This is a genomic window from Stenotrophomonas maltophilia, assembly GCF_013464485.1.
Lineage (GTDB): Bacteria > Pseudomonadota > Gammaproteobacteria > Xanthomonadales > Xanthomonadaceae > Stenotrophomonas > Stenotrophomonas maltophilia_AW.
Genome location: NZ_RAUX01000017.1, coordinates 18,810 through 45,235, shown reverse-complemented (window position 1 = coordinate 45,235; position 26,426 = coordinate 18,810). Strand labels below are relative to the sequence as shown.

Annotated in this window: 25 protein-coding genes; 14 read left to right on the top strand and 11 right to left on the bottom strand. The window is 65.6% G+C overall.

Annotated features, from left to right (window positions below; genetic code table 11):
- The first annotated feature begins 81 nt into the window (after positions 1-81).
- The 3 genes from D7Y61_RS08490 (at position 82) to D7Y61_RS08480 (ending at position 2,033) form a co-directional block, all read left to right on the top strand.
- The gene (locus D7Y61_RS08490; RefSeq protein WP_006471121.1) at positions 82-564 is read left to right on the top strand and encodes a YajQ family cyclic di-GMP-binding protein; all 483 of its coding nucleotides are present in this window, start codon (positions 82-84) and stop codon (positions 562-564) included.
- A 102-nt stretch (positions 565-666) separates the two neighbouring features.
- Positions 667-1,233, top strand: a complete 567-nt coding sequence (locus D7Y61_RS08485) for a DUF1415 domain-containing protein (RefSeq protein ID WP_180865908.1) — start codon at positions 667-669, stop codon at positions 1,231-1,233.
- Entirely contained in the window at positions 1,230-2,033 is an 804-nt protein-coding gene (locus tag D7Y61_RS08480; protein WP_180865907.1) for an SDR family oxidoreductase, read from the top strand. The genes D7Y61_RS08485 and D7Y61_RS08480 overlap by 4 nt, the downstream gene beginning before the upstream one ends.
- A gap of 283 nt (positions 2,034-2,316) precedes the next feature.
- Here D7Y61_RS08480 and D7Y61_RS08475 read toward each other — a convergent pair whose 3' ends face one another.
- Positions 2,317-4,347 (bottom strand): M3 family metallopeptidase, encoded by a 2,031-nt coding sequence (locus D7Y61_RS08475; protein WP_180865906.1) that lies wholly within the window; start codon positions 4,345-4,347, stop codon positions 2,317-2,319.
- A 170-nt stretch (positions 4,348-4,517) separates the two neighbouring features.
- Here D7Y61_RS08475 and D7Y61_RS08470 point away from each other — a divergent pair, with 170 nt between their 5' ends.
- The gene (locus tag D7Y61_RS08470; protein ID WP_180865905.1) at positions 4,518-4,922 is read left to right on the top strand and encodes a hypothetical protein; all 405 of its coding nucleotides are present in this window, start codon (positions 4,518-4,520) and stop codon (positions 4,920-4,922) included.
- Between the two features lie 160 nt (positions 4,923-5,082).
- On the opposite strand, the gene D7Y61_RS08465 is transcribed toward D7Y61_RS08470, so the two are convergent.
- Entirely contained in the window at positions 5,083-6,195 is a 1,113-nt protein-coding gene (locus tag D7Y61_RS08465; RefSeq protein ID WP_180865904.1) for a PLP-dependent cysteine synthase family protein, read from the bottom strand.
- A gap of 124 nt (positions 6,196-6,319) precedes the next feature.
- On the opposite strand from D7Y61_RS08465, the gene gloA reads away from it, so the two are divergent.
- A complete protein-coding gene (gene gloA, locus D7Y61_RS08460; RefSeq protein ID WP_180865903.1) occupies positions 6,320-6,835 on the top strand; it encodes a lactoylglutathione lyase in 516 nt (171 codons plus the stop codon).
- 93 nt (positions 6,836-6,928) lie between these two features.
- Positions 6,929-7,357, top strand: a complete 429-nt coding sequence (locus tag D7Y61_RS08455; RefSeq protein WP_107231948.1) for a VOC family protein — start codon at positions 6,929-6,931, stop codon at positions 7,355-7,357.
- 64 nt (positions 7,358-7,421) lie between these two features.
- On the opposite strand, the gene D7Y61_RS08450 is transcribed toward D7Y61_RS08455, so the two are convergent.
- The 4 genes from D7Y61_RS08450 to glmS all read right to left on the bottom strand — a co-directional run bounded on the left by D7Y61_RS08450 (position 7,422) and on the right by glmS (position 12,652).
- The gene (locus D7Y61_RS08450) at positions 7,422-9,116 is read right to left on the bottom strand and encodes a hypothetical protein (protein ID WP_180865902.1); all 1,695 of its coding nucleotides are present in this window, start codon (positions 9,114-9,116) and stop codon (positions 7,422-7,424) included.
- Between the two features lie 137 nt (positions 9,117-9,253).
- Positions 9,254-9,685, bottom strand: a complete 432-nt coding sequence (locus D7Y61_RS08445) for a CBS domain-containing protein (protein WP_164137747.1) — start codon at positions 9,683-9,685, stop codon at positions 9,254-9,256.
- Between the two features lie 416 nt (positions 9,686-10,101).
- Positions 10,102-10,563, bottom strand: coding sequence for a DUF2846 domain-containing protein (locus tag D7Y61_RS08440; protein WP_053518720.1), 462 nt, complete (start codon positions 10,561-10,563; stop codon positions 10,102-10,104).
- A gap of 250 nt (positions 10,564-10,813) precedes the next feature.
- Positions 10,814-12,652 (bottom strand): glutamine--fructose-6-phosphate transaminase (isomerizing), encoded by a 1,839-nt coding sequence (glmS, locus tag D7Y61_RS08435; protein WP_180865901.1) that lies wholly within the window; start codon positions 12,650-12,652, stop codon positions 10,814-10,816.
- Between the two features lie 203 nt (positions 12,653-12,855).
- Between glmS and D7Y61_RS08430 the strand changes: the two genes are divergently transcribed.
- The 7 genes from D7Y61_RS08430 (at position 12,856) to D7Y61_RS08400 (ending at position 20,660) form a co-directional block, all read left to right on the top strand.
- A complete protein-coding gene (locus D7Y61_RS08430; RefSeq protein WP_180865900.1) occupies positions 12,856-14,139 on the top strand; it encodes an efflux RND transporter periplasmic adaptor subunit in 1,284 nt (427 codons plus the stop codon).
- Between the two features lie 35 nt (positions 14,140-14,174).
- Complete coding sequence (locus tag D7Y61_RS08425) at positions 14,175-14,900, top strand: ABC transporter ATP-binding protein (RefSeq protein ID WP_049429240.1); 726 nt, start codon at positions 14,175-14,177, stop codon at positions 14,898-14,900.
- A gap of 10 nt (positions 14,901-14,910) precedes the next feature.
- Complete coding sequence (locus D7Y61_RS08420; protein ID WP_043035642.1) at positions 14,911-16,209, top strand: ABC transporter permease; 1,299 nt, start codon at positions 14,911-14,913, stop codon at positions 16,207-16,209.
- A 20-nt stretch (positions 16,210-16,229) separates the two neighbouring features.
- Entirely contained in the window at positions 16,230-17,447 is a 1,218-nt protein-coding gene (locus tag D7Y61_RS08415) for an ABC transporter permease (protein WP_180865899.1), read from the top strand.
- A 16-nt stretch (positions 17,448-17,463) separates the two neighbouring features.
- Positions 17,464-17,841: a PDZ domain-containing protein gene (locus tag D7Y61_RS08410; RefSeq protein ID WP_180865898.1), complete on the top strand. Its 378-nt coding sequence runs from the start codon at positions 17,464-17,466 to the stop codon at positions 17,839-17,841.
- 123 nt (positions 17,842-17,964) lie between these two features.
- Complete coding sequence (locus D7Y61_RS08405; protein WP_180865897.1) at positions 17,965-19,311, top strand: sigma-54-dependent transcriptional regulator; 1,347 nt, start codon at positions 17,965-17,967, stop codon at positions 19,309-19,311.
- Entirely contained in the window at positions 19,308-20,660 is a 1,353-nt protein-coding gene (locus tag D7Y61_RS08400; RefSeq protein ID WP_180865896.1) for a sensor histidine kinase, read from the top strand. The genes D7Y61_RS08405 and D7Y61_RS08400 overlap by 4 nt, the downstream gene beginning before the upstream one ends.
- A gap of 413 nt (positions 20,661-21,073) precedes the next feature.
- Here D7Y61_RS08400 and D7Y61_RS08395 read toward each other — a convergent pair whose 3' ends face one another.
- Positions 21,074-21,622 carry a GNAT family N-acetyltransferase gene (locus tag D7Y61_RS08395; protein WP_180865895.1) on the bottom strand — a complete coding sequence of 183 codons (549 nt, stop codon included), beginning with the start codon at positions 21,620-21,622 and terminating at the stop codon, positions 21,074-21,076.
- Positions 21,591-22,958, bottom strand: a complete 1,368-nt coding sequence (gene glmU / locus D7Y61_RS08390; protein ID WP_180865894.1) for a bifunctional UDP-N-acetylglucosamine diphosphorylase/glucosamine-1-phosphate N-acetyltransferase GlmU — start codon at positions 22,956-22,958, stop codon at positions 21,591-21,593. The genes D7Y61_RS08395 and glmU overlap by 32 nt, the downstream gene beginning before the upstream one ends.
- A gap of 82 nt (positions 22,959-23,040) precedes the next feature.
- On the opposite strand from glmU, the gene D7Y61_RS08385 reads away from it, so the two are divergent.
- Entirely contained in the window at positions 23,041-23,424 is a 384-nt protein-coding gene (locus tag D7Y61_RS08385; RefSeq protein WP_180865893.1) for a GtrA family protein, read from the top strand.
- Between the two features lie 222 nt (positions 23,425-23,646).
- Here D7Y61_RS08385 and D7Y61_RS08380 read toward each other — a convergent pair whose 3' ends face one another.
- Genes D7Y61_RS08380 through atpG form a run of 3 tightly spaced genes read right to left on the bottom strand, consistent with a single transcriptional unit; the run spans position 23,647 to position 26,379 of the window.
- Positions 23,647-24,069, bottom strand: a complete 423-nt coding sequence (locus tag D7Y61_RS08380) for a F0F1 ATP synthase subunit epsilon (RefSeq protein ID WP_005411127.1) — start codon at positions 24,067-24,069, stop codon at positions 23,647-23,649.
- A 2-nt stretch (positions 24,070-24,071) separates the two neighbouring features.
- Complete coding sequence (gene atpD / locus D7Y61_RS08375) at positions 24,072-25,478, bottom strand: F0F1 ATP synthase subunit beta (RefSeq protein ID WP_010481327.1); 1,407 nt, start codon at positions 25,476-25,478, stop codon at positions 24,072-24,074.
- A 37-nt stretch (positions 25,479-25,515) separates the two neighbouring features.
- A complete protein-coding gene (gene atpG, locus D7Y61_RS08370; protein WP_010481324.1) occupies positions 25,516-26,379 on the bottom strand; it encodes a F0F1 ATP synthase subunit gamma in 864 nt (287 codons plus the stop codon).
- Positions 26,380-26,426: the final 47 nt, after the last annotated feature.

Genomic DNA, 26,426 nt, shown 5'->3' with positions numbered 1-26,426 from the left:
GCGTGGGCTCGGCTCTACAGAGGGCGGGTAAGCGGCCCTCGCGATAGAATGGCCGTCACTGAAACCTGCGGAGCCTCGCCCATGCCCTCCTTCGACGTCGTGTCTGAAGTCGACACCCACGAGCTGACCAACGCCATCGACCAGGCCAACCGCGAACTGGCCACCCGCTTCGACTTCAAGGGCGTGGACGCCAAGTTCGAGCGCGACGGCGATGTCATCAATCAGACCGCGCCGACCGAGTTCCAGCTCAAGCAGATGAACGACATCCTGCGCGCGCGCCTGGCCGCACGCGGTATCGACGTGCTGAGCCTGGAATTCGGCGACATCGAGACCAACCTGGCCCAGGCCCGGCAGAAGATCACCGTCAAGCAGGGCATCGAGCAGAAGATCGCCAAGAAGATCGCCGCCGCACTGAAGGACGCCAAGCTGAAGGTGGAAAGCCAGATCAACGGTGACAAGCTGCGCGTGCAGGGCAAGAAGCGCGATGACCTGCAGGACGCCATCGCCGTGCTCAAGGCGGGCAAGTTCGAGCTGCCACTGCAGTTCAACAATTTCCGCGACTGAGGCTTCCGCCGGGCATGGCCCGGCGCTGCCAGCGGCAGGCACGACGGCGCGTTGCCAGTCACGCGCCTACAATGGCGGCCCCCGCCAGCCGACGTGCCCGCCATGACCGATTCCCAGCTGCCCACCGATGATCCGATCGCCGCCACCCGCCAGTGGCTGGAACGCATCGTCATCGGCCTGAACCTGTGCCCGTTCGCCAAGGCGGTCTACGTGAAAGACCAGGTCCGCTTCGTGCTCAGCGATGCGACCACACCGGAAGCGCTGGTCGAACAGCTGGCCGAGGAACTGGTGCTGCTGCGCGACACGCCGGCCGAGCAGATCGACACGACGCTGATCGTGCATCCGCAGGTGCTGACCGACTTCCTTGACTACAACGACTTCCTCGACAACGCCGACGCAGCGATCGAGGCGCTGGACCTGCAGGGCATCCTGCAGGTGGCCAGCTTCCACCCGGACTACCAGTTCGATGGCGTGGCCGCAGACGACGCCAGCAACTACACCAACCGCGCCCCCTTCCCCACCCTGCACCTGCTGCGCGAAGACAGCGTGGCACGCGCGGTGGATGTCTATCCGGACCCGGACGTGATCGTGGAGCGCAACATCCAGACCCTGGACCGCATCGGCGTGGACGGCTGGCATCGCCGCCTGCGCGGCGAAGACCTGTCATGAGCCGCGTGCCGCCAATTGCCGCGTGGCCGGCCGCGCCGCTGGCAGGCAAGGTGGTGCTGGTGACCGGTGGCGCCAACGGCATCGGCCGTGGCATCGCCCAGGCCGTGCTCGGTGCCGGTGGACGCGTACTGATCGGCGACCTCGACGACGCGGCCGGACGGGCCTGCCTGGACGAATGGCAGCGCGATGAGGATGCCGCGTTCCAGCACCTGGACATCACCGACGAAGCCAGCGTGTGCGCGTTCATCGCAGTGGCACTGCAGCGCTTCGGCCGCATCGACGGGCTGGTCAACAATGCGGGCATCGCCGGCCCGCACGGCACGCGGCTGCAGGACATGGACTGGGATGAGTGGCAGCGCCGCCTGTCCTCGCTGCACGGCGCCTTCCTGTGCTGCAAGCATGCGCTGCCGGCACTGACCGCCAGTGGCGCAGGCGCGGTGATCAACATCGCCTCCACCCGTGCCTGGCAGTCGGAAGCCCACAGCGAAGCCTATGCCGCGGCCAAGGGCGGGCTGGTGGCCTTCACCCATGCACTGGCGATCAGCGCCGGACCGGCAGTGCGGGTCAACAGCATCAGTCCCGGCTGGATCGGCACTACGGCCTGGCAGGCGCCCTCGCGCCGCCACGAGCCGGACTACTCGACCATCGACCATGCCCAGCACCCAGTTGGCCGTGTCGGCCAACCCGAGGACATCGGTGCACTGGCGGTGTACCTGTTGTCGTCGCTGTCCGGCTTCAGCACCGGACAGGACTTCATCGTCGACGGCGGCATGACCCGGAAGATGATCTACGCCGAATAGAGAACCGCTTTTCGGTAGGTGTGGACCTTGGTCCGCACCATTGTCGGAAAGTGCCAACCAAGGTTGGCACCCACCACAGCGGTCATGCAGGGTTGCCCCCGCCACCGCTTTTCGGTGGGTGCGGACCTTGGTCCGCACCACTGCCAGAAAGTGCCAACCAAGGTTGGCACCCACCACAGCGGTCATGCAGGGTTGCCCCCACCACCGCTTTTCGGTGGGTGCGGACCTTGGTCCGCACCACTGCCAGAACGTGCCAACCAGGGTTGGCACCTACCAGAGCGGTTTACGCCATGCCCGAGTGGCGCAGCAGCGCGTCGATCTGCGGCGCGCGGCCACGGAAAGCCCTGAAGTTCTCCGCCGCCGGACGGCTGCCACCCCGCGACAGGATCTCATCACGGAAGCGTGCACCGGTTTCCGCCAGTGCCTGCGGTGCTTCCTCGAACGCGGCGTAGGCATCGGCGCTGAGCACCTCGGCCCACTTGTAGCTGTAATAGCCGGCCGCATAGCCGCCAGCAAAGATGTGGCTGAACTGATGCGGGAAGCGGTTCCAGACCGGCGGATGGTTCACCGCCACTTCGCCGCGCACGCGATCGAGCAGCGCCAGCACGCTGTCCTGCGCCGGCTCGTACTGGCTGTGCAGCAGCATGTCGAACAGACCGAATTCCAGCTGGCGCACGGTGGCCATGCCACTGTGGAAATTGCGCGCGGCCAGCATGCGCTCGTACAGCGCGCGCGGCAGCGGTTCGCCGGTTTCCACATGCGCCGTCATGCCCTGCAGGTGGTCCCACTCCCAGCAGAAGTTCTCCATGAACTGGCTGGGCAGTTCCACCGCATCCCATTCCACGCCATTGATGCCGGCCACGCCCAGCTCGCCGATGCGGGTCAGCAGCTGATGCAGGCCATGGCCCATTTCATGGAACAGCGTGGTCACCTCGTTGTGGCTGAAGGTGGCCGGCTTGCCGTTCGCGCCGCGGCCGAAGTTGCACACCAGGTAGACCAGCGGCGTCTGCACGCTGCCATCGGTGCGCACGCGGCGGTTGCGGCAATCATCCATCCAGGCGCCGCCGCGCTTGCCTTCGCGTGCGTACAGATCCAGGTAGAACTGGCCGACCAGCGCGCCCTGCGCATCGACCAGGCGGAAGAAGCGTACGTCCTCGTGCCAGACCGGTGCGCTGTCTTCCTGGACGCGCAGGCCGTACAGCTGCTCGATCACCGAGAACAGACCACCGAGCACCTTCGGCTCGGTGAAGTACTGCTTCACTTCCTGCTCGGAATAGCTGTAACGCGCCTGCTTCAGGCGGTCGGCGGCGAAGGCCAGGTCCCAGGCCTGCAGCTGTTCGATACCGAGCTGCTCGCGTGCGAACTGCTCCAGCTCGGCGCGGTCCTTGGCCGCGAACGGTTTGGCGCGCGCCGCCAGGTCACGCAGGAAGCCGAGTACTTCCGCCGGATCCTGCGCCATCTTGGTCGCCACCGAATACTCGCCGTACGAGCCGAAACCAAGCAATGCAGCCAGTTCCGCGCGCAGTGTCAGGATGCGGTCGATGTTGCCGCTGTTGTCCAGCGCGTCGTCGCCGAACTCGGACGCACGCTGTGCGCTGGCACGGTACAGGATCTCGCGCAGGTCGCGGTCTTCGGCCCAGGTCTGTACCGGCAGGTAGCACGGCATCTGCAGGGTCAGCTTCCAGCCGGTCTTGCCGTCCTTCTCTGCCGCGGCATGCGCGGCGGCCTTCACGTCATCCGGCAGGCCCTTCAGTCGTGCTTCGTCCTCGATGATCAGCGACCACGCATCGGTAGCGTCGAGCACGTTCTGCGAGAACTTCGCCGACAGCGCCGACAGCTCCTCCTTGATCGCGGCGAAGCGCTGCTGCGCCTCAGGCGCCAGCTCGGCACCACCAAGGCGGAAATCACGCAGGGTGTTGTCCAGCACCTTGCGCTGGGATTCATCAAAGCCTGCGGCCTCCGGACTGGCGGCCAGTGCCTGATACTGGCGATACAGGGCCAGGTTCTGGCCCAGCGCGCTGGCGAAGCGGGTCACCCGCGGCAGGTTGCTGTTGTAGGCTTCGCGCAGCTCGGGGGTGTTGACCACGCCCTGCAGGTGGCCGACCAGGCCCCAGGCACGCCAGAGGCGTTCGGTGGCGTCATCCAGCGGGGCCACGAAGGTCTGCCAGCGCACCGACTGCACCTGTTCGGCCGTACTGACGGCGGCTTCGGCCTCGGCCAGCAGCACATCCAGCGCCGGCGCCACGTGCTCGGGTTGGATCGCCTCGAATCGCGGCAGGCCGGAAAAATCGAGCAGGGGGTTGGCAACGGTCACGGCAGGTCTCCAGGGTACGGGCCCGGCAGGCGGGCAGCCCGGTAGATATGGCGCTGCCAGGCATGGCTGACAAGGGGGCACGGCCCGGCATTCACGTCGGCCTTACGGTTCGGCGCCGAAGCTCTGGCTGCGGGGGAGTCCGCAGCGGTAGGTATCGAACGAGGCCCCACATGGAAGGTCTGGCTGCAGTTGCATCCGCCTCACCGGCACGGTCGCTGGCGCTGTCCGCCAGTACGGCCGAACTGACCTGGATCGCCGCGCTGTGCGACGCCGGCGACGACGCCCCGCGCCACCTGCAGCAGTTGCAGACAGTGCTGCAGCAGGGTGGCACGTTCAACGATGCCCAGGAGTGGTACCCGTTCGAAGTGGTCGAGCGCGGCGCCAGCCAGCTGCAGCTGGGCCACGAGCGCGAGTTCGTGATCTGCGTGCTGCTGTGGCTGCAGGCACTGGCCCAGGGCCGTGCCAGCACGCTGGACCCGAGCCTGCATCTGGACGACCGCGCAATGGACATCGAGGCGCTGCCCGACGCGTTGCGCGATGCGGTGCTGGATGCGTTCACCGCGGCGGGGTATTGAGACGCCCTGGTGACCGGTGACCGGTAGAGTCGACTGTTAGTCGACTATCGCGCGCAGCGCGGGATTTTCGCGACCTGAGCGTAGAGCAGTCGACTAACAGTCGACTCTACCCAATCGACGCACGCCTCTGCGCTGCTCCCCGGCGACAACGTCGACCGTCCTACAGCGCTTCCAGGCTGCACCACGGCAATGCCGGCAGCCCCTGCCCAGCCACTGCGGCTGCCAGCTGTGCATCAGCGCCATCAACATCGATGCCCTGCCGCGCATACCACGCCGGGTCATAGTAGCTCTGCGCATAACGCTCGCCGCTGTCGCACAGAATGCTGACGATGCTGCCCTGGTGACCGGCCTCGCGCATCCACTGTGCCGCCTGCAGCACGCCGATGAAGTTGGTGCCGGTGGAGCCACCGACGCGACGGCCCAGCTGGCGGCTGACATGGCGCATCGCGGCCAGGCTCAGCGCATCGGGCACCTTCACCATCGCATCGACGCTGGTCGGGATGAAGCTCGGCTCCACCCGCGGCCGGCCAATGCCTTCCACGCGCGAGCCACCGCTGCAGGTCAGGCCGCGCCAATCCTGCTCACCGGCCACAGCCGCTTTGTAGCCATCGAAGAACACCGACACTTCCGGGTCCGCGCACAGGATGCGGGTGTCATGCCGCCGGTAGCTGACATAGCGGCCCAGCGTGGCCGCCGTGCCGCCGGTGCCGGGGCTGCACACGATCCATTCCGGAACCGGGCTGGGCTCCTCGGCCATCTGCTTGAAGATGGATTCGGCGATGTTGTTGTTGGCACGCCAGTCGGTAGCGCGCTCGGCATAGGTGAACTGGTCCATGAAGTGGCCGCCGGTTTCACGGGCCAGCTTTTCCGAATCACAGTTGAGGTCGCAGGCACGCTCGACCAGATGGCAGCGGCCACCGTGGAACTCGATCGCCGCGATCTTCTCCGGCGAGGTCGTGGCCGGGATCACCGCGATGAACGGCAAACCAAGCAGGCGCGCGAAATAGGCTTCGGAGACGGCAGTCGATCCGCTGGACGCCTCGATCACCGGGCGCCCTTCGCGCAACCAGCCATTGGTCAACGCATACAGGAACAGCGAGCGCGCCAGCCGGTGCTTCAGGCTGCCGGTGGGATGGCTCGATTCATCCTTCAGGTACAGGTCGATGCCCTCGAACCCTGGCAGCGCCAACGGGATCAGGTGGGTATCGGCGGAACGGTTGAAATCGGCTTCGATCTTGCGGATGGCGGAGGCCACCCATTCACGCTGCGACATGGCGGGCAATCGTTGTCAGGACGGAACGGTGCGATCCGGCCATTGTACGTCGCGGTGCTGTCAGGTGCTGGCCGGTAGAATGACACCATCCGGCCGGCAACGGCCCTGTCTGAAGGACTCCCCCATGACCATTCCCGCCCTGCGCGATGTTCCCGGCGTCGCCGCCCAGGCCCCGGCCGAGACCAACGGCTTCGTGTTCAACCACACCATGCTGCGGGTCAAGGACATCACTGCCTCGCTGGACTTCTACACCCGCGTGCTGGGCTACCAGCTGATCGACAAGCGCGACTTCCCGGACGCCCAGTTCAGCCTGTACTTCCTGGCCTACGTGCCGGCCGGCGCGCTGGTACCGGAAGACGATGCCCAGCGCCGCCTGTGGATGGCCGGCCTTCCGGGCGTGCTGGAACTGACCCACAACCACGGCACCGAGAACCAGGACGGCGCGGTTTACCACGACGGCAACAGCGACCCGCGCGGCTTCGGCCATATCTGCGTGTCGGTGCCGGACATCGAAGCCGCCTGCCAGCGCTTCGAGGCCCTTGGCGTCACCTTCCAGAAGCGCCTGACCGACGGCCGCATGAAGAATCTGGCCTTCATCAAGGACCCGGACGGCTACTGGGTCGAGATCATCGCCAACTGACAAAAAAGGGGACGGAGGGGATTAAGTCGTTTCTGGCACTATTGGGCCGAAAGTGACTTAATCCCCTCCGTCCCCTTTTTCTGCGAGGTTCGTATGGAAACGATGGAACTGCACCGTGGCCGCCTGATCGACCACATCCAGCTGGTGGTGCGTGATCTGGCCGCCAGCCGCCGCTTCTATCAGGCGGTGTTCGACACCATCGGCATCCCGATCGCCGGCGAAGGCGATGATTACTTCTGGGCCGACGAGCTGTTCATTTCCAGCGCCAGCAGCGAGGCTGCGGCCGGCCAGTTGACCGGTCGCCATCACCTGGCCTTCCAGGCCCGCGATGCCGCCACCGTGGATGCCTTCCACACCGCCGCGATCGCCGCCGGCGGCACCGACAACGGCGCGCCGGGCGAGCGTCCCTACCATCCGGGCTACTACGGGGCGTTCGTGCTGGACCCGGATGGCAACAACATCGAGGTGGTCTACCACGGCCCGGCGAACTACAGCGCGGATTCGGTCAAGGTGACGTTCTAGGCCCTGGCTGCGATCGGAGCTGCCCGGTGCCGACGCGGTGTCCGCTTGGATGCGCGCGGCGCCCTCAGATCCCCAAGGCGCGCATATGCACACGGCCGGCCACCAGCTCCATCGAACTGGTGACGGCCAAGGGTGCCCACACGGCCTGTTCGGCTCCCGCATAGATGCCGTGTTCGGAAAGCAACGTGTGCACCACATCCATCGGATTGGCGACGCTCAGTGGTGAAGCAGCGCGCCGAAGGATCTCCTGCTCCCCAGGCCTTCTGACAGTGACGGCCGCGTCATCCAGTAGATTCCGCAGCGTCCGCCAGTCATAAAGCGCGATGCCATCGTCGGTCACCTGCAGGTCAAGATGCGCGATGTTATGGACCAGCAGGAAACTGCTGTTGGCGGCGGTCACGCCCGACAACCCGCGTGACGCCCACAGGGGCTCCAGCCGGCCATCTTCCAGGCAGGCCTTGGCCCCTCGCAACTGCCGCAGGCCATCGCTGAGATCCTTCTGCAGCGCCGCGACCACGCTGTCCAGATACCCCACCTCGCCCCTGGCGGCGTGCTTGGCCTGAATGAAGTAGTGATGCTGCAACAGCGAGTCGTGAAGGATGTACTCCACATCCAGATCGGCTGGCGGATCCTTCAGCACATGGTGCTTCTGGATTCCCTCGTGCACGGAATAGCGCTGCGGCTGGATCAGCTGGCGTTCCAGGCGGCTTCGGATATAGCTCCGTTCGAATCCATCACCGCCGATCAGCCTACGCAGCAGCTCGGTCTCACCGGCCGACTGCGCGAACTGCACCAGCACACAGCGCAGCGCCTTGTCCCAGCCACCGGCCAGCATGTAGCCCGTCGGCCCCGGCACCACCATCCAATCGGTTCTCAATCCCTTTGACTGCCACGCCAGGATGGTCTGCAGGACATCATCCAGGTGCGCTTCGCGCAGCTGTGCTCGTCCAATGAAAATCTCTCCTGCTCCATGGCGGGAAAGCATGAAAACGACCAGACGAGCAGCGTCATGGGCAAAGGCCATGCTTCTGTGCGAGGTGGCATCCGATTCCAGAAACGCCCAGGTAACGGTCAGTGCCCGGTCCAGTACCGCATGGGCCAGCAGCTCATCCAGTTGCGTGGAACGCCCCGCGGCCTGAGCGGAACACTCGGCAATGCGGAACATCAACGCCATCGCGCTGTTGCTGTCCAGCCACCGCGCGAACCAGGCCTGCTTCAGCAGACCCAGGCTGTGGTCATCGCCGGGTTCAAGCAGCAGCGATCCGTCACTCTGCCGGGAGGCGCACGCCAATCCGGAAAGCACCAGCGCAAGCGCCTCGCTCAGCAGCATGACCTGCAGGGTCTGGCATACAACGTCGTCCTGCGATGGATCGCCCGCTCCGCACTGGGCGAGCTCCAGCAGGTCGGAGAGGCGCTCCAGCTGGATCTGCGCCGATGCCTGCGCACATTGCGGGAATGGCTCGGCGCCGCCCTGCCCGTGCCGCACGCTGGTCGCTACGCGATCTACACAGGCACCGGCAGGCAGGATGATGGAGAGCCGATCCTGCAACTCCGCATGCAGTGCCGGCAACAGCGGCAATACGGCCGCCCGCTGTGCGTCGTACCAGCGCGCAAGCTCACGCAATGCGTCGTAGTCCGGGCGTGTTTCAAGCAACCGGCGCAGATGCTTCTCAATGCTGTCCACCGCGCGGAACTCCAGCGGCCGCTTCAGCAGGCTATGCAGCGGGCCCAGTAATTCCCTTCTCGCATTCTGGAACATTCCATTTCCTCTCGCTGTCTGCAACGTGCACGTTCACGCCTGATCAGACTAGCCGAATCAAAGCGCGCACAGGAAAACGGCCAGGTGCATCCGCACCCGGCCGTTGTTCTGCTACCAGCGAGGCTTCTGTTGCAGCGTCAATGCGCCGCCATGTAGATGTCCTGCAGCACGGCCTTTTCCAGCTCCAGCTCGCCCAGCAGGTTCTTCACGATGTCGCCCAGGCTGAGGATGCCGACCAGGCGCGTGCCGTCGGTAACCATCAGATGACGGCGCCGTGAGTACGTCATCAGCGACATGGCCTGCTTCAGCGTGGCTTCCGGCGCGATGCCTTCCAGACCGGTGGAGGGCACGCTGGAAATCACCCGGCGCCCGGCCTGCGGGCCGTCATCGGCCAGGGTACGCACGATGTCCTTTTCGGAGATGATGCCGACCGGGGCATCGTCCTTCATCACCACCAGCGCAGCGATTTTGTTCGCGCTCATCTTGTGGGCGGCGGCACCGATGGTGTCTTCCGCATCGATGGTGATGACAGCTTCTTTCTTGGATTGCAGGAGTTCGCGGACGTTCATTCTTGTTTCCTGGTGCAGGTCACTGAAGTCAAAAAAGTGTGCTCTTCCGATACGCCCCCTCCCCGGGAACAGACCTTTCAGCGCACGTCTGGCGCACCGGCTGCGCGCTCCTGGACCGGACCGGCAGACCACGTGCTGCAACGCCAACGAGGCGGGTCCGGCAGCGCAACCCGTATCTCGGTCGGTTCGATTCTACGACTGCCGACCACGGCCACTACCGGCACCGATGGGACAGTTCGTCGTGGGAACCCACCGACGATCCAGAGAATGGCACCGCCGCTGAAACCGAGGCTGAACACCGGCGGTTCCGCGCACTCAAGATTGATCTTCCGCGGCCGGGCACGGACAGAACGGCCCTGCGCCGTCCCACTTCGGGTGGGCCGGCGAAAGGCGCAGCCTCCCGCCGGCCACCGGGGTTACTTCGAGCAACGCCCGTTCTGGGCCATCTTCAGCTGCATCACTTGGCTGCGCCCTTCCGCTTCCGGAACCACCGTCAGCTTCGCGCCGCCAACGAACACGCCCATCTTGATCGACTGCTGGATGAAGTAGTTGCGACCGGCTTCGGTAAACAGCTTGAGGTCGTTGGGCGAGAACTCCGACTCGGTGGAGATCACATGTTCCTGGTCACCGGCAACCTGGGTATAGAAGAACACCTTGTCGGCGGTTTCGCCCAGGCACTGCCCATCGATCAGCACATCCTTCTTCAGTGCCTTGCCGACGAAACTGTTGCGGAACACGTACACCCCGGACTTGCCGTCCTGCGGTGCCGGGAAGGTCTTGGCCGTATCCACCACGCTCTTCTCGGTCATCGGAACGCTCGCGCAACCGGACAGCGCACTGATTGCCACCGCCAACGCGACTCCATGCAGCTTTTTCATCTACAGCCCCTGTAATGCGCGCCATCGCGCGCGGAATGGACATGGCCAGGCACACCCGTTGCGGGTGTGCACTGCCAACAGTGAAATGAAGCTCCGGCATCACTGTGCAGGGCATGGATCGTCGCATGGCAGCCTGCACAGGCATCCTCCGTGATGCGCGGGTTCGGCCGCAGAGAATGCCATGCCGGCATGAAAAAAGGGCGACCCATCGGGCCGCCCTCGTCGGTACTGCCAGCAGATCGGCCAGGCCTTACTCCACCGTCACGCTCTTGGCCAGATTGCGCGGCTTGTCCACGTCGGTGCCGCGCGCCAGTGCGGTGTGGTAAGCCAGCAGCTGCACCGGAATGGTGTGCACGATCGGGCTGAGCACGCCGGCATGGCGCGGCGTGCGGATCACATGCACGCCTTCGGACTCGTTGAAATTGCTGTCCTGGTCGGCAAACACGAACAGTTCGCCGCCACGCGCACGCACTTCCTGCATGTTCGACTTCACCTTCTCCAGCAGGCTGTCGTTGGGGGCGATCACCACCACCGGCATATCCTCGTCCACCAGCGCCAGCGGGCCGTGCTTCAGTTCACCGGCCGGATAGGCCTCAGCGTGGATATAGGAGATTTCCTTGAGCTTGAGCGCGCCTTCCAGTGCGATCGGGTAATGCAGGCCGCGCCCCAGGAACAATGCGTTGGCCTTGCGCGCGAAGCGCTCGGCCCATGCCGCGATCTGCGGCTCCAGGTTCAGCGCGTGCTGCACGCTGCCCGGCAGGAAGCGCAGCTGCTCCAGGTAATCCACTTCCTGTGCCGCGTCGATGCGGCCATGCAGCTTGCCCAGCACCACGGTCAGCTGGAACAGTGCGGCCAGCTGGGTGGTGAACGCCTTGGTCGAGGCCACGCCGATCTCGGCGCCGGCGCGGGTGTAGCAGACCAGCTCACTGGCGCGCGGAATCGCACTTTCCGGCACGTTGCAGATCGACAGCGTGTGCGTGTGCCCCAGCGACTTGGCGTACTTCAACGCCTCCATCGTATCCAGCGTTTCGCCGGACTGGGAAATGGTGACGATCAGGTGCTTCGGGTTCGCATAGGCCGCGCGATAGCGATACTCGCTGGCGATTTCCACACTGCATGGCAGGCCGGCGATCGCCTCGATCCAGTAACGTGCGGTCAGGCCGGCGTAGTAGCTGGTGCCGCAGGCGAGGATCTGCACGCCTTCAATGCCCGACAACACGGCCTCGGCATTCTTACCGAACAGTTCGGCCGGGAAACCGCCGGCGTCGATCGCCGCCTCGATGGTGTCCCCCAGCGCACGCGGCTGCTCGTGGATTTCCTTCTGCATGAAGTGGCGGTACGGGCCCAGCTCCAGCGAGGCCAGCGACACGTCGGACAGGTGCACCTCGCGCTCGACCGGCTGGTCATGGCCGTCGAAGATGCGCACGCCGTCGCGACGGATTTCGGCGGTGTCGCCCTCTTCCAGGAAGATCACCTTGCGCGTGGCCGAGATCACTGCCGACACATCCGAGGCAACGAAGTTCTCACCCTCGCCCAGGCCGACCAGCAGCGGGCAGCCCATGCGCGCGCACACGAAGCGTTCCGGCTCGGCACGGCTGACCACGGCCAGCGCGTAGGCGCCGGTCAGTTCCTTCACTGTGTGCTGCAGTGCCACCAGCAGGTCATCGCCGTCCTTCAGGTGATGGTGGATCAGATGGGCAATGACTTCGGTATCGGTCTGCGATTCGAAGGTGTAGCCCAGTGCGCGCAGCTTCTCGCGCTGTTCCTCGTGGTTCTCGATGATGCCGTTGTGCACCAGCGCTACGCCGTGACTGATGTGCGGATGCGCGTTGGCCTCGGTGACACCGCCATGGGTGGCCCAACGGGTGTGCCCGATGCCCAGCAGCGCGTTGAAGCCCTCGGCCTCGGCCGCCGTGGCCATTTCCGACACGCGACCGGTACGACGCACACGGCGCACTTCCGGCCGCTCTCCCTGGTCGATCACGGCGATGCCGGAGGAATCGTAACCCCGGTACTCAAGGCGCTTCAGACCCTCGATCAGTACCGGCACTACGTCGCGATCGGCGATCGCACCCACGATTCCACACATGTCACGCGTTTCCTTGAAGACGATCGCGGCATTCTAGCGTGCGTGTCCGCCTTCCCCCTCCTGTCCGCTTAATGAAAGTGTCCGGAAAGGTGTCCGCGGACACCCGGACACGTCCACATAAACGCCAACTCATTGAAAATAAATGAAATAAAGTTGGCACGCTACGTGCTTGGTATTGATTACCACCGTCAGGCACGCACCCGATGATCCGCGACACTTCCGCACAGGACCAGATCGTTTCCTCCGCCCCGGCCAGCGCCCCGCGCGCCAACTGGCACCGCTACCGCTACCGCTGGCCGGCGCTGGGCGCGATCGCCCTGCTCGCCGGCATCGGTTGGGCCGTGCACGCCTGGTCCAATGCCAGCCGCTCTTTCGACAGCAGCCGCGTGCGCATCGCCGAAGTGAAGCGCGGCGACCTGGTCCGCGACATCGCCGCCGACGGCCGCGTGATCGCCGCCAACAGCCCGATCCTGTACGCCATCTCGGCCGGTACCGTGGACCTGAAGGTGGTCGCCGGCGATGTGGTGAAGAAGGGCCAGGAGCTGGCGATCATCGACAGCCCGGAACTGCGCAGCAAGCTGGCCCAGGAACAGGCCACCCTGGCCGGCCTGGAAGCCGAGGCCAGCCGCGCCGCGCTGGACGCCACCCTGGCCCGCGCCAAGTCGCGCAAGGAAACCGACCAGGCCACCATCGAGCGGCAGGCCGCCGACCGCGACCTGCAGCGCTACCAGCGCGGTTACGACGGCGGTGCAGTACCGCAGATCGACCTGGCCAAGGCCAAGGACTCGCTGAAGAAGGCCGACATCACCCTGGCCAACGCCACCACCGATGCGCGCCTGCAAAGCCAGGGCGCCGACCTGGACGCCCGCAACAAGCGCCTGCTGGCCGATCGCCAGAAGGCGGTGGTGGCCGAAGTGCAGCGCCAGGTCGATGCGCTGACGCTGCGTGCGCCGTTCGATGGCCAGGTCGGCCAGGTGCAGGCGGTGCAGTCCACCAACCTGGCCGCCAACGCACCGGTGCTGGGCGTGGTCGATCTGTCCAAGTTCGAAGTCGAGATCAAGGTACCGGAGAGCTTCGCCCGCGACCTGGCGATCGGCATGCCTGCGCAGCTGACCGGTGGCAACGGCCAGCCGTTCCCGGGCGAGATCAGCGCGGTGTCGCCAGAAGTGGTCAACGGCGAGGTCAACGCCCGCGTGCGCTTCGCCAGTGCGCAACCGGAAGGCCTGCGCCAGAGCCAGCGGATGTCGGTGCGCGTGCTGCTCGATACCCGCAAGAACGTGCTGAAGGTCGAGCGCGGCCCGTTCGTCGAACAGGGCAATGGCATGGCCTACGTGATGGATGGCCGCACCGCCGTGCGCCGTCCGGTGGAACTGGGCGTCAGCAGCCTGGGCGAAGTGGAAATCAAGTCGGGTGTGCAACCGGGCGACCGCATCGTGGTCTCCGGCAGCGACCTGTTCAAGGACGCAGAACGCGTCTCCGTCAACTGATACCTGATACCTGAATCCTGGAGAGAGGACACCCCATGTACATGCTCGAAATGCGTTCGGTCGCCAAGGTCTTCCGCACCGAACAGGTGGAAACCCACGCACTGCGCTCGCTGGAACTGCAGGTCAAGGAAGGCGAGTTCGTCGCCGTCACCGGTCCGTCCGGCTCCGGCAAGACCACCTTCCTCAACATTGCCGGCCTGCTGGAAACCTTCACCAGCGGCACGTACATGCTGGACGGCCAGGACGTGAGCACGCTGGGCGATGATGCGCGCAGCCGCCTGCGCAACCAGAAGATCGGCTTCATCTTCCAGGGCTTCAACCTGATCCCGGACCTCAACCTGTTCGACAACGTCGACGTGCCGCTGCGCTACCGGAAGATGAGTGCCAACGAGCGCCGCGAACGCATCGAGAAGGCGCTCACCCAGGTCGGCCTGGGCTCGCGCATGAAGCACTACCCGAACGAACTGTCCGGCGGCCAGCAGCAGCGTGCGGCCATCGCCCGCGCCCTGGCCGGCAGCCCGCGCCTGCTGCTGGCCGACGAACCGACCGGCAACCTGGATACGCAGATGGCCCGCGGCGTGATGGAACTGCTGGAGGAAATCAACGCCGCCGGCACCACCATCGTGATGGTCACCCACGACCCGGAACTGGCCGCACGCGCGCAGCGCAACGTGCACATCGTCGACGGCCAGGTCACCGACCTGGTGCGCGAGCCGGTGCTGGCCACGCCGGTGCGCCACATCGTCGCAGTGAACGAGTGAGGGCCCGACCATGTTCGCTTACTACGCCCGATTGGCGGCGCGCAGTTTTCGCCGCAACAAGGTCCTGACCGCGCTGATGGTGATCGCCATCGCACTTGGCATCGGCGCCTCGATGACCACGCTGACCGTATTCCACGTGCTGTCCGGTGACCCGATTCCCGGCAAGAGTGACCGCCTGTTCTACGTCCAGCTGGATGCCGCTACCGGTGCCTACGTCGCCGGCGAAGAGCCGGAAACCCAGCTGACCCGCTTCGACGGTGAAGCGCTGCTGCGCGAAGCCAAGGGCGAGCGCCAGGCGCTGATGAGCGGCGGCGGCGGCACCATCGAACCGGACAACAGCACCCTCAAGCCCTTCAGCATCGACACCCGCTGGACCTCGGCCGACTTCTTCCCGATGTTCGAGGTGCCCATGCAGTACGGCCGCCCTTGGACGCGCGAGGACGATGAAGGTCGCGCACGCGTGGTGGTCATCTCCAAGGCGCTCAATGACAAGCTGTACCAAGGCGCCAACAGCGTGGGACGCGACCTGCGGATGGAAGGCCAGAGCTACCGCATCGTCGGCGTGATGAAGGAATGGAGCCCAGAGCCGCACTTCTACGACCTGACCACCGGCAGCTACGGCAAGAACGAAGACCTGCTGCTGCCGATCTCCACCTCGTTCGACCTGAAGCTGGGCAACAACGGCAACATGAACTGCTTCGGCGAGAACCCCGACGGCAACAGCTACTCGCTCAATGCACCGTGCGCATGGCTGCAGTACTGGGTGGAAATGGACCCGGCCAAGGCCGGCGACTACCGCCGCTACCTGGAGAACTACTCGACCCAGCAGCGTGAAGCCGGCCGCTTCAAGCATCCGCCGAACGTGCGCCTGCGCACCGTGATGGAGTGGCTGGACTTCAACGGCGCGGTGCCCAGCGACGTGCGCCTGCAGCTGTGGCTGGCGCTGGGATTCCTCGGTGTCTGTCTGGTCAACACGGTAGGCCTGCTGCTGGCCAAGTTCCTGCGCCGCAGCGGTGAGATCGGCGTGCGCCGCGCCCTCGGTGCCAGCCGCGGCCAGATCTTCCTGCAGTGCCTGGTGGAAGCCGGCGCGGTCGGCGTGGTCGGTGGCGTGCTGGGCATCGGCCTGGCCCTGCTCGGCCTGTTCGCGGTGCGCCAGCAGCCGGTGGAGTACGCAAAGCTGGCCCACCTGGACGGCAACATGCTGCTGCTCGCGCTGGGCCTGACCCTGTTTGCCAGCCTCGCCGCCGGTTTCCTGCCCGCCTGGCGCGCCATGCAGGTCACCCCGGCCATCCAGCTCAAGTCGCAGTAAGCACCCGAACGAGGACTCCCATGGACATCCGCCCCATCCTCAGCACGCTGCGCCGGCACAAGACCGCCGCTGCCCTGATCGTGCTGGAAGTCGCACTGACCTGTGCCATCGTCTGTAACGCGCTGTTCCTGGTCAGCCAGCGTGTGGAGAAGATCAGCATGCCCAGCGGCATCGCCGAGAGCGAACTGGTGATGCTGCGCGTCAGCGGTATCGGCAAGCAGACCGACGCCATGGCCCGCACCCGCGAGGATCTGGCATCGCTGCGTGCGATCCCCGGCGTCAGCCATGTCACGATCATCAACCAGGTTCCCTTCCGCAACGGCTCCTCCAGCAGCAGCATCTCGCGCGAGGTCGACCAGGAACGGCCGACCACCAACGCCTCGATGTACACGCTTTCCGAAAACGGGCTGGCCACGATGGGCATGAATCTGATCGCAGGCCGCGATTTCCTGCCCGACGAGTACCAGAACTTCGAAGACGCCAGCAAGGGCGGCGCCAAGGAAAAGGCGATTCCGGTCATCCTCACCCAGTCCACCGCCGCCAAGATGGAACCCAACGGCAGTGCGCTGGGCAAGACCTACTACATGGGCAAGCAGCCGCTGCACGTGGTCGGCATCGTCGATACGCTCAGCACGCCCAATGGCTGGAATGACAACTGGACCAACTCGATGCTGCTGCCCATGCGGCGCACCTTCGACGAAGGTGGCACGTATGTGCTACGCACTTCGCCGGAACGCCGCCAGGAGGTACTCGATGCCGGTGCCGCCGCGCTGGAACGCAACGACCCCAACCGGCTGATGCGCGACAAGCTGACCTATGAAGACCAGCGCAAGGACTTCTTCAAGAACGACCGCGCGATGGTCGGCCTGCTGATCACCGTCAGCATCTCGCTGCTGGTGGTCACTGCGCTGGGCATCATCGGCCTGGCCAGCTTCTGGGTGCAGCAGCGCAGCAAGCAGATCGGCATCCGCCGTGCGCTGGGCGCGACCCGCGGGCAGATCCTGCGCTACTTCCAGACCGAGAACTTCCTGCTGGCCACACTGGGCATCGTGCTGGGCATGCTGGCCGCCTACGCGATCAACCTGGCCCTGATGAACCTGTACGAGCTGCCGCGCATGCCGCTGTACTACCTGCCGCTGGGTGCGCTGCTGCTGTGGGTGCTGGGCCAGATCGCCGTGTTCGGTCCGGCACGGCGTGCGGCGGCGGTACCGCCTGCGGTCGCCACGCGGGGCGCGTGAGATGCGTGCCCGCGCGATGTCCCTGATGCTGCTCCTGCCACTGCCGGCTCTGGCCGGCGGCGGCAACGCGCAGACACTGGAATGGCGCCAGGATGCCGCGCAGCTGTCGCTGCGCTCGACCGAAGGCCAGGTGCAAGTGCAGGCTGCCAGCCCGGAAGCGCGCTTCGGCGTGCGCAGTGGCGATCGCATCCTGCGCGTGGACGACACGGCGGTGCGCCGGGTCGATCATCTGGCCGAGGCCCTGCGCCATTCCCACGCAGCCACCGCCTATCTGCTGCTGCGCCGCGACAGACGCGAACTGACGGTGGCGGTCGACGCCGCAGCCTGGCGCCAGGCGCTGGAGGTGCCGCCGCCACCTGCGCCGCCAGCGCCCCCGGCCCCTCCCCGGCGCTGAGCGGGGCCCGCTCCTGCACAGCCACGGGTTTGGCTATGCTTGATGGGTGGCGCCGGGCTCTCCCGGTGCGTGGACACGAACGGCTCCAACGGCGCCGCCCATCCCTTTCTGCAGAACTGCTTGATGCCTGCGATCCTGATCATCGACGACAACGCCAGCGTGGGTACCGCGCTGGACGTGCTGTTCTCCCTGCACGACATCGACACCCTGCAGGCGCAGAGCCCGTCCGAAGGGCTGGCCCTGCTCGAATCGCAGCCAGTCGACCTGGTGATCCAGGACATGAACTTCAGCGAGGACACCACCTCGGGCGAAGAAGGCGAGGCCCTGTTCGCGCAGATCCGCGCGCGCCATCCGGACCTGCCGGTGATCCTGCTCACGGCGTGGACCCATCTGAGCAGCGCCGTGGACCTAGTCAAGGCCGGCGCCGCCGACTACCTGGCCAAGCCCTGGGACGACCGCAAGCTGATGACCACGGTCAACAACCTGCTGGAACTGTCCGAGGCGCGCCGCGAACTGGACCGGCGCCGCAGCCGTGAACTGCGCCAGCGCAACGCGCTGGAAGAGAAGTACGACCTGTGCGGCGCGGTCTTCGCCGACCCCGCCAGCGAGCGCGTGATCGCGCTGGCCTGCCAGGTCGCACGCTCGGAACTGCCGGTGCTGATCACCGGCCCCAACGGTGCCGGCAAGGAAAAGATCGCGCAGATCATCCAGGCCAATTCCCTGGTGGCCAAGGGTCCGTTCGTGGCGGTCAACTGTGGCGCGCTGCCCTCGGAACTGATCGAAGCCGAACTGTTCGGTGCCGAAGCCGGTGCGTATACCGGCGCCAACAAGGCGCGCGAAGGCAAGTTCGAGGCCGCCGATGGTGGCACCCTGTTCCTGGATGAGATCGGCAACCTGTCGCTGGGCGGCCAGATGAAACTACTGCGCGTACTGGAAACCGGCCGCTTCGAACGCCTGGGCTCCAACCGCGAACGCCAGGTCAAGGTGCGCGTGGTCAGCGCCACCAACGCTGACCTGCCGGCGATGATCCGCGACGGTACCTTCCGCGAAGACCTCTATTACCGCCTCAACACGGTAGAACTGGTGCTGCCGCCGCTGGCCGAACGACCGGGCGACATCGTGCCGCTGGCCGAGCGCTTCCTGACCGCCGGCAAGCCGCTGTCCAGTGCCGCCACAGCGGCACTGCAGCGGCACCCCTGGCCGGGCAACGTGCGCGAACTGCGCAACGTGATCCAGCGCGCCGAGCTGCTGGCCACCGGCAACCGCATCGAAGTGGCCGATCTCAACCTGCCGCGCGCAGCGCCTGCACCACGCCCTGCCCCCAGCGCCGGCAATGACCCCGACCGCGCACGCATCGAGGATGTGCTGGCACGCAACCACGGCGTGATCGCCCAGGCTGCGGCCGAGCTCGGCCTGAGCCGTCAGGCGCTGTACCGGCGCATGGACCGCCACGGTATTCCGCGCGAATGAAGCGGCGCTCGTTCACCTTCCGCCTGTTCCTGCGCCTGCTGCCGGTGCTGGCGCTGGCCGCCGCATTGCCGTGGCTGCTGGCCTACTGGATGGACCATGGCTGGGTGGTGACCACGGTATCGGCGCTGATCCTGCTGTCGTTGATGTGGTGGACTCTGCGCCGCGCCACCGCGCCGGTGCGCTCGCTGATGCGTGCCCTGGCGGGGACCACCAGCAGTTATCGCGACGGTGAGTACAACTTCGGCGTGCACTGGCCGGGCAACGATGAACTGGGCGACCTGGTGCAGGCGCACCGCGAGCTGGGCGACGTGCTGCGTGCGCAGCGACAGGGCCTGGTGCAGCGCGAGCTGCTGCTGGACACCATGGTGCAGAACACGCCGGTGGCGATGCTGCTGATCGCCGCCGGCGGCGATGGCATCGCACGGGTGGTGTTCTCCAATCTGGCTGCACGCAAGCTGCTGCATGGCGGCTGGAAGCTGGAAGGCCAGCGCCTGGAGGACGTGCTGGAACAGGTGCCGGTGGAACTGCGCGATGCCATCGCTCGTGGCGGAGACAGCCTGTTCGCGGTGCATGCCGAGGCCGAGGATGGCGATGAGGATGACGAGCAGGTCTACCACCTCTCGCGGCGCGCCTTCCAGCTCAACGGCCGCCCGCACGATCTGCTGCTGGTGCGCCTGCTGACCGCCGAACTGCGCCGCCAGGAAGTGCAGACCTGGAAGAAGGTGATCCGGGTGATCAGCCACGAACTCAACAATTCACTGGCGCCGATTGCCTCGCTGGCCCATTCCGGCGGTGTAATGGTGCAGCGTGAGCGCTTCGATCGGCTGCCGGAGATCTTCACCACCATCGAGGACCGCGCGCGCCATCTGGAAGGCTTCATCCGCGGTTATGCGCGCTTTGCCAAGCTGCCGCAGCCGCAGCTGCAGACCGTGCATTGGGCACCGTTCCTGTCCAGCCTCCGCCAGCAGATCCCGTTCGGCATGGACCGCGAGCCGGATGAGGAGCTGAGCAGCCGCATCGATATTGCGCAGTTCGGGCAGGCGCTGTTGAATCTGTTGAAGAACGCGCATGAAGCCTGCGCCGAGGCGGATCCGCCGAACGACGATGTGCAGGTGCAACTGACGCGGTTGCCGCAGTGGCTGCGCCTGGACGTGCTCGACCGTGGCAAGGGCATGAACGAGCAGGTGCTGCAGAACGCGTTGATGCCGTTCTATTCGACCAAGCGCAACGGCACCGGGCTGGGGCTGGCGCTGACGCGCGAGATCGTGGAGGCGCACGGTGGTCGGGTGTCGTTGCAGAACCGCGGCGATGGCGGGCTGTGCGTGTCGATTCTGTTGCCGGTGGGTTGAGCGGGCTGATCGCGCTCCGGTGGTTGCCGACCTTGGTCGGCACGTGGGTAGATTCACGCCATGCGTGGATAAGCCGACCAAGGTCGGCAGCTACCAAGGCCGGCGCATCGCCACCCTGCGCTCAAGGGAAACGGGAGCATCAAGAGCAACGGCAACCACGCCTAGTTTGAAGCGACTGGGTGCGGCTGTGGCTTTGGATCTTGGTTCCGCCTTGAGCGAGCCGAGCATCGCAGGGGAATCTGGGGCGTAGAGGCGCCGGTGTCTGAGCGCAGCGAGTTCGGCGCCGTCCCCTGATTCACCGAGAAGCGCAGGGCACCGATGCGCACCATCGGCTCGCGACCAGCGGAGCGTTTCTTTTGGTTACTTTTCTTTGCGCACAAAGAAAAGTAACGCCCATGACCGCTGGCCGACCTTCAGCCGTCCAGCGAAGAGATGGATCGCCGCATGGCCACGCGTAGATGCATCGGGAACCCGAGCGCGGCCTCTTCGGCCATCACCGCCTGCAGTCCTGCACCCCACTCTGCCTCCGGCACGTTGACGAACCCTTCGCTGGCATAGAAGTCGGCATTCCAAGGCACGTCGGACAACGTAGTAAGCACCGCTACCGCGTAGCCGTCGGCCCTGGCCTGAGCCAACGCGTGACGCAGCAACGCGCGACCATGGCCCCGCCGCGCGTGCGCGGGGTCCACGTCCATCTGCAGCACATGGAACTCACCTGCCAGTTCGCCGCCCAGCAGGTAGCCGGCAATGCCGCCGCCCGCCGCATCCACCACCCATAGCTGCCCGCGCTCAAGGCCTTCCTGCAGCGTCGGCCGGTCCAGGCCATGACCGGCGAACACCGGGTAGGCCTGATGGCCCTTCAGCAGTTCACCAGCGCGCTGTTCAATCCCGGGCAGCACGTCCAGCTCATCGGCGTGCGGAACACGAGGCTCAGGACTTCTTGAGCGGGCGCTTCCAGCCATCGATGGTTTCCTGTCGTGCACGCGCCAGTGTCAGCTTGCCGTCCGGTGCGTCGCGGGTGATGACAGAACCGGCGGCGATGGTCGCGCCCTCGCCAACGGTCAGTGGCGCCACCAGCGAACTGTTGGAGCCGATGAACGCGTTGTCGCCGATGGTTGTGGTCGACTTGTTCACGCCATCGTAGTTGCAGGTGATGGTGCCCGCACCAATGTTCACCTTGCTGCCAATCACCGCATCACCCAGGTAGGTGAGGTGGTTGGCCTTGCTGCCGACACCGAGGGTGACCTTCTTGGTCTCGACGAAGTTGCCGACATGCACGCCATCGGCCAGCACGGTACCCGGGCGCAGGCGCGCGAACGGGCCGATCTGCGCGGCGCCTTCGGCCACCACGCCCTCAAGGTCGCAATGTGCGCGCACTTCGGTGCCTGGCCCCAGGTTGACGTCCTTCAGCCGGTTGAACGGACCCACGGTGACGCCGTCGCCCAGCACGATGTGGCCTTCCAGCACGACATCAACGTCGATCAGCACGTCGCTGCCGACGGTGACGGTGCCACGGATGTCGAGTCGCGCCGGGTCGCGCACCCGTGCGCCCTGCGCGCACAGCGCACGCACCGCGCGACGCTGCCAGGCACGCTCCAGCTGCGACAGCTGCCACGGATCGTTCGCGCCTTCGGCTTCCTGCGCATCGGCCACCAGTGCCATCTCGGCCGGGGTGTACTCGTGTGCGGCGAATGCGAACACGTCGGTCAGGTAATACTCGCCCTGCGCATTGCTGTTGGACAATTGCGACAACCAGCGGCGCAGCGCGGTCGACTCGGCGGCAATGATGCCGGTGTTGATCGTGCGCACACGCAGTTGGTCGTCGGTAGCGTCCTTCTGTTCGACAATCGAGCCGACCTTGCCTTCGGCATCGCGCAGCACGCGGCCGTAACCGGTCGGGTCATCGACATCGGCGACCAGCACGGCCAGCCGGCCAGGCTGCGCCAGCAGGTGGCGCAGCGTGTCCGCTCGGATCAGCGGTACGTCGCCGTACAGCACCAGCACCTGCGCCGCATCCGGCACCTCCGGCATCGCCTGCGCCACCGCATGGCCGGTGCCCAGTTGCTGCACCTGTTCGGCCCACAGCAGGTCGGGCTGGTCGGCGAAATGCTGGCGGACGGCCTCGCCGCCGTGCCCATACACCACGTGGATGGCGGCCGGCTGCAGTTCGCGCGCCGCGTCGATCACGTGCGCCAGCATGGGTTGGCCCGCGATCGGCTGCAGCACCTTCGGCAACACCGACTTCATGCGCTTGCCAGCGCCAGCGGCGAGGATGATGACGTGCAGGGCTTGGGTCATGGGACGGCAATCCGTAGTTCGTTGCCGATGATTCTAGAGCGTGGGCCGTTAACATGGGCAGCTCCCCTCCTTCAGCATGCCGATGAGCCTCGTCCGCCAGGGAAGCGCCTACCTCATCGTCGGGCTCGTGCAGCTGCTGGTGGACTGGCTGGTGTTCGTGGCGACCACGGCGCTGGGCGTGCCGGTGGCACCGGCCAACATCGGCGGGCGCCTTGCCGGAATGTTGCTGGGCTTCTGGCTCAACGGCCGCTATACCTTTGCCGAAGCGGGCGCCCACAAACTGGGCTGGAAGCGCTTCGCACGCTTCTTCGGGCTGTGGCTGGTGCTGACAGCGGCGAGCACGCTGCTGGTGAGCCTGGTCGATCACGCACTGGGCCTGCAGTACACCTGGTTGGCCAAGCCACTGGTGGAAGGTGCGCTGGCGTGTGTGTCTTTCCTGCTGATGCGGTATGTCGTGTATCGCTGATGCGAGGCGGGATTCGGGAAGCCGGATCGGGGAACGGGAACGAGAACGAGAACGAGAACGAGAACGGTAGAGTCGACTGTTGGTCGACTGCTCTTCCATCAGCGCGCGATAGTCGACTAACAGTCGACTCTACCCAGTCGACTCTACCCAATCGGCCCTGCCGCGCTCCAAACAAAAACGCCGGCACAGGGCCGGCGTTTTCGTGGATGCAGCGCGTGAACCTCAGTGCTTGAGGGTCTTGCGCAGACGTTCCAGGGCCTGCAGCTGGACCACGGCTTCGGCCAGCTTCTGCTGGGCTTCGGCCACTTCCATCGCTTCACCACGGTTGGCCAGGATGCGCTCGGCTTCTTCCTTGGCCTTGCGGACCGAGGCTTCGTCGATGTCCTGGGCACGGATGGCGGTGTCGGCCAGCACGGTCACTACCTGCGGCTGCACTTCCAGGATACCGCCGGAAATGGCGAAATCCAGCTGCTCGCCGTTCGGCGTGGTGACCACGACCTTGCCGGGCTTGAGTCGGGTGATCAGCGGGGCGTGCTTGGGCGCAATGCCCAGCTCGCCCAGCTCACCGGTCGCCACGACCAGGGTCGCTTCGCCACGGAAGATTTCCTGTTCAGCGCTGACGATGTCGCAACGAATGGTGCTCATGATCAGGCCTTCTCAGCCATCTTCTTGGCCTTCTCGACCGCTTCTTCGATGCCGCCGACCATGTAGAACGCCTGCTCCGGCAGGTGGTCGTATTCGCCATCGACGATGGCCTTGAAGCCACGGATGGTGTCCTTCAGCGGCACGTACTTGCCCGGCGAACCGGTGAACACTTCGGCCACGTGGAACGGCTGGCTGAAGAAGCGCTCGATCTTGCGGGCGCGCGACACGGCCTGCTTGTCTTCTTCGGACAGTTCGTCCATGCCCAGGATGGCGATGATGTCCTTCAGTTCCTTGTACTTCTGCAGGGTCTGCTGGACGCGCTGGGCGGTGTCGTAGTGCTCGTGGCCGATGACCAGCGGGTCCATCTGGCGGCTGGTGGAATCCAGCGGATCGACGGCCGGGTAGATACCCAGCGAGGCGATCGAACGCGACAGGGTGACGGTCGAGTCCAGGTGGGCGAAGGTGGTCGCCGGCGACGGGTCGGTCAGGTCGTCCGCGGGAACGTAGACGGCCTGGATCGAGGTGATCGAACCATTCTTGGTCGAGGTGATGCGCTCCTGCAGGACGCCCATTTCCTCGGCCAGGGTCGGCTGGTAGCCCACGGCGGACGGCATACGACCCAGCAGTGCCGACACTTCGGTACCGGCCAGGGTGTAGCGGTAGATGTTGTCGACGAACAGCAGGACGTCCTTACCCTTGCCGTTTTCGTCCTTCTCGTCGCGGAAGTACTCGGCCATGGTCAGGCCGGTCAGGGCGACGCGCAGACGGTTGCCCGGCGGCTCGTTCATCTGGCCGTACACCATCGCCACCTTGTCGAGGACGTTGGAGTCCTTCATTTCGTGGTAGAAGTCGTTGCCCTCACGGGTACGCTCACCCACGCCGGCGAACACGGACAGACCGCTGTGCGCCTTGGCGATGTTGTTGATCAGTTCCATCATGTTGACGGTCTTGCCGACGCCGGCGCCGCCGAACAGGCCGACCTTGCCGCCCTTGGCGAACGGGCACATCAGGTCGATGACCTTGATGCCGGTTTCCAGCAGTTCGGTGGCCGGGGACTGGTCTTCGTACGACGGGGCTGCACGGTGGATTTCCCAGCTGTCGCTGGCGGCCACCGGGCCGGCTTCGTCGATCGGACGGCCGAGCACGTCCATGATGCGGCCCAGCGTGCCAGCACCGACCGGCACGGAGATGCCGCGGTTGGTGTTGGTAGCGACCAGGTTGCGCTTCAGGCCGTCGGTGGAACCGAGGGCGATGGTACGTACCACGCCGTCGCCCAGCTGCTGCTGGACTTCAAGGGTGATTTCGGTGTTGTCGACCTTCAGTGCGTCGTACACCTTCGGCACCGACTCACGCGGGAATTCGACGTCGACGACCGCGCCGATGATCTGAACGATCTTGCCCTGACTCATTGCTGCATCCTCTAATGTGTGCTTTGAACGAACGCGGTCAGACTGCTGCCGCGCCGCCGACGATTTCGGAGATTTCCTGGGTGATCGCTGCCTGGCGCGCCTTGTTGTAGACGAGCTGCAGGGTGCCGATCAGCTTGTTGGCGTTGTCGCTCGCCGCCTTCATCGCGACCATGCGTGCGGCATGCTCGGAGGCGACGTTTTCCAGCAGTGCCTGGTACACCAGCGACTCGATGTAACGCGTCATCACGTGCTCCAGCACGGTCGCGGCATCGGGTTCATACAGGTAATCCCAGTCGTGGTGAGCGACCTGCTTCTCAGCCGGCGGCAGCGGCAGCAGCTGATCGAAGCTGGCCTTCTGCACCATGGTGTTCACGAAGCGGTTGTAGACCAGGTACACGCGGTCGACCTTGCCTTCGGTGAAGGCGTCGAGCATGACCTTGATCACACCGATGAGCGATTCCAGCTTCGGCACGTCGCCGATGTGGGTCACGCTGCCGACCATGTTGACCTTCACGCGGCGGAAGAAGGTCGATGCCTTCTGGCCGATGGTCACCAGGTCCACTTCTGCACCCTTGTCCTGCCATGCCTTGGCTTCGCCCAGCATCTTGCGGAACAGGTTGTTGTTCAGGCCGCCGGCCAGGCCGCGATCGGAGGAGATCACGATGAAACCGACCCGCTTGACCTGCTCTCGCTCGACCAGGAACGGATGCTGGTAATCGGTGCTGGCCTGGGCCAGGTGGCCGATCACCTGCTTCATCGCCTGCGCGTACGGACGCGAGGTCTTCATCCGATCCTGCGCCTTGCGGATCTTGGAGGCCGAGACCATTTCCAGGGCGCGCGTCACCTTGCGGGTGTTCTGCACGCTCTTGATCTTGGTTTTGATTTCGCGTCCGCTTGCCATCTCTTGTTTCCCGTGGCGCGGGGCTGATGCCCCGCGTTGTTCAACCG

Coding starts and splice junctions, on each gene's coding strand:
- D7Y61_RS08490 (WP_006471121.1), top strand. CDS start 82: ATGCCCTCCTTCGACGTCGTGTCTGAAGTCGACACCCACGAGCTGACC.
- D7Y61_RS08485 (WP_180865908.1), top strand. CDS start 667: ATGACCGATTCCCAGCTGCCCACCGATGATCCGATCGCCGCCACCCGC.
- D7Y61_RS08480 (WP_180865907.1), top strand. CDS start 1,230: ATGAGCCGCGTGCCGCCAATTGCCGCGTGGCCGGCCGCGCCGCTGGCA.
- D7Y61_RS08470 (WP_180865905.1), top strand. CDS start 4,518: ATGGAAGGTCTGGCTGCAGTTGCATCCGCCTCACCGGCACGGTCGCTG.
- D7Y61_RS08465 (WP_180865904.1), bottom strand. CDS start 6,195: ATGTCGCAGCGTGAATGGGTGGCCTCCGCCATCCGCAAGATCGAAGCC.
- gloA (WP_180865903.1), top strand. CDS start 6,320: ATGACCATTCCCGCCCTGCGCGATGTTCCCGGCGTCGCCGCCCAGGCC.
- D7Y61_RS08455 (WP_107231948.1), top strand. CDS start 6,929: ATGGAAACGATGGAACTGCACCGTGGCCGCCTGATCGACCACATCCAG.
- D7Y61_RS08450 (WP_180865902.1), bottom strand. CDS start 9,116: ATGTTCCAGAATGCGAGAAGGGAATTACTGGGCCCGCTGCATAGCCTG.
- D7Y61_RS08445 (WP_164137747.1), bottom strand. CDS start 9,685: ATGAACGTCCGCGAACTCCTGCAATCCAAGAAAGAAGCTGTCATCACC.
- D7Y61_RS08440 (WP_053518720.1), bottom strand. CDS start 10,563: ATGAAAAAGCTGCATGGAGTCGCGTTGGCGGTGGCAATCAGTGCGCTG.
- glmS (WP_180865901.1), bottom strand. CDS start 12,652: ATGTGTGGAATCGTGGGTGCGATCGCCGATCGCGACGTAGTGCCGGTA.
- D7Y61_RS08430 (WP_180865900.1), top strand. CDS start 12,856: ATGATCCGCGACACTTCCGCACAGGACCAGATCGTTTCCTCCGCCCCG.
- D7Y61_RS08425 (WP_049429240.1), top strand. CDS start 14,175: ATGTACATGCTCGAAATGCGTTCGGTCGCCAAGGTCTTCCGCACCGAA.
- D7Y61_RS08420 (WP_043035642.1), top strand. CDS start 14,911: ATGTTCGCTTACTACGCCCGATTGGCGGCGCGCAGTTTTCGCCGCAAC.
- D7Y61_RS08415 (WP_180865899.1), top strand. CDS start 16,230: ATGGACATCCGCCCCATCCTCAGCACGCTGCGCCGGCACAAGACCGCC.
- D7Y61_RS08410 (WP_180865898.1), top strand. CDS start 17,464: ATGTCCCTGATGCTGCTCCTGCCACTGCCGGCTCTGGCCGGCGGCGGC.
- D7Y61_RS08405 (WP_180865897.1), top strand. CDS start 17,965: ATGCCTGCGATCCTGATCATCGACGACAACGCCAGCGTGGGTACCGCG.
- D7Y61_RS08400 (WP_180865896.1), top strand. CDS start 19,308: ATGAAGCGGCGCTCGTTCACCTTCCGCCTGTTCCTGCGCCTGCTGCCG.
- D7Y61_RS08395 (WP_180865895.1), bottom strand. CDS start 21,622: ATGGCTGGAAGCGCCCGCTCAAGAAGTCCTGAGCCTCGTGTTCCGCAC.
- glmU (WP_180865894.1), bottom strand. CDS start 22,958: ATGACCCAAGCCCTGCACGTCATCATCCTCGCCGCTGGCGCTGGCAAG.
- D7Y61_RS08385 (WP_180865893.1), top strand. CDS start 23,041: ATGAGCCTCGTCCGCCAGGGAAGCGCCTACCTCATCGTCGGGCTCGTG.
- D7Y61_RS08380 (WP_005411127.1), bottom strand. CDS start 24,069: ATGAGCACCATTCGTTGCGACATCGTCAGCGCTGAACAGGAAATCTTC.
- atpD (WP_010481327.1), bottom strand. CDS start 25,478: ATGAGTCAGGGCAAGATCGTTCAGATCATCGGCGCGGTCGTCGACGTC.
- atpG (WP_010481324.1), bottom strand. CDS start 26,379: ATGGCAAGCGGACGCGAAATCAAAACCAAGATCAAGAGCGTGCAGAAC.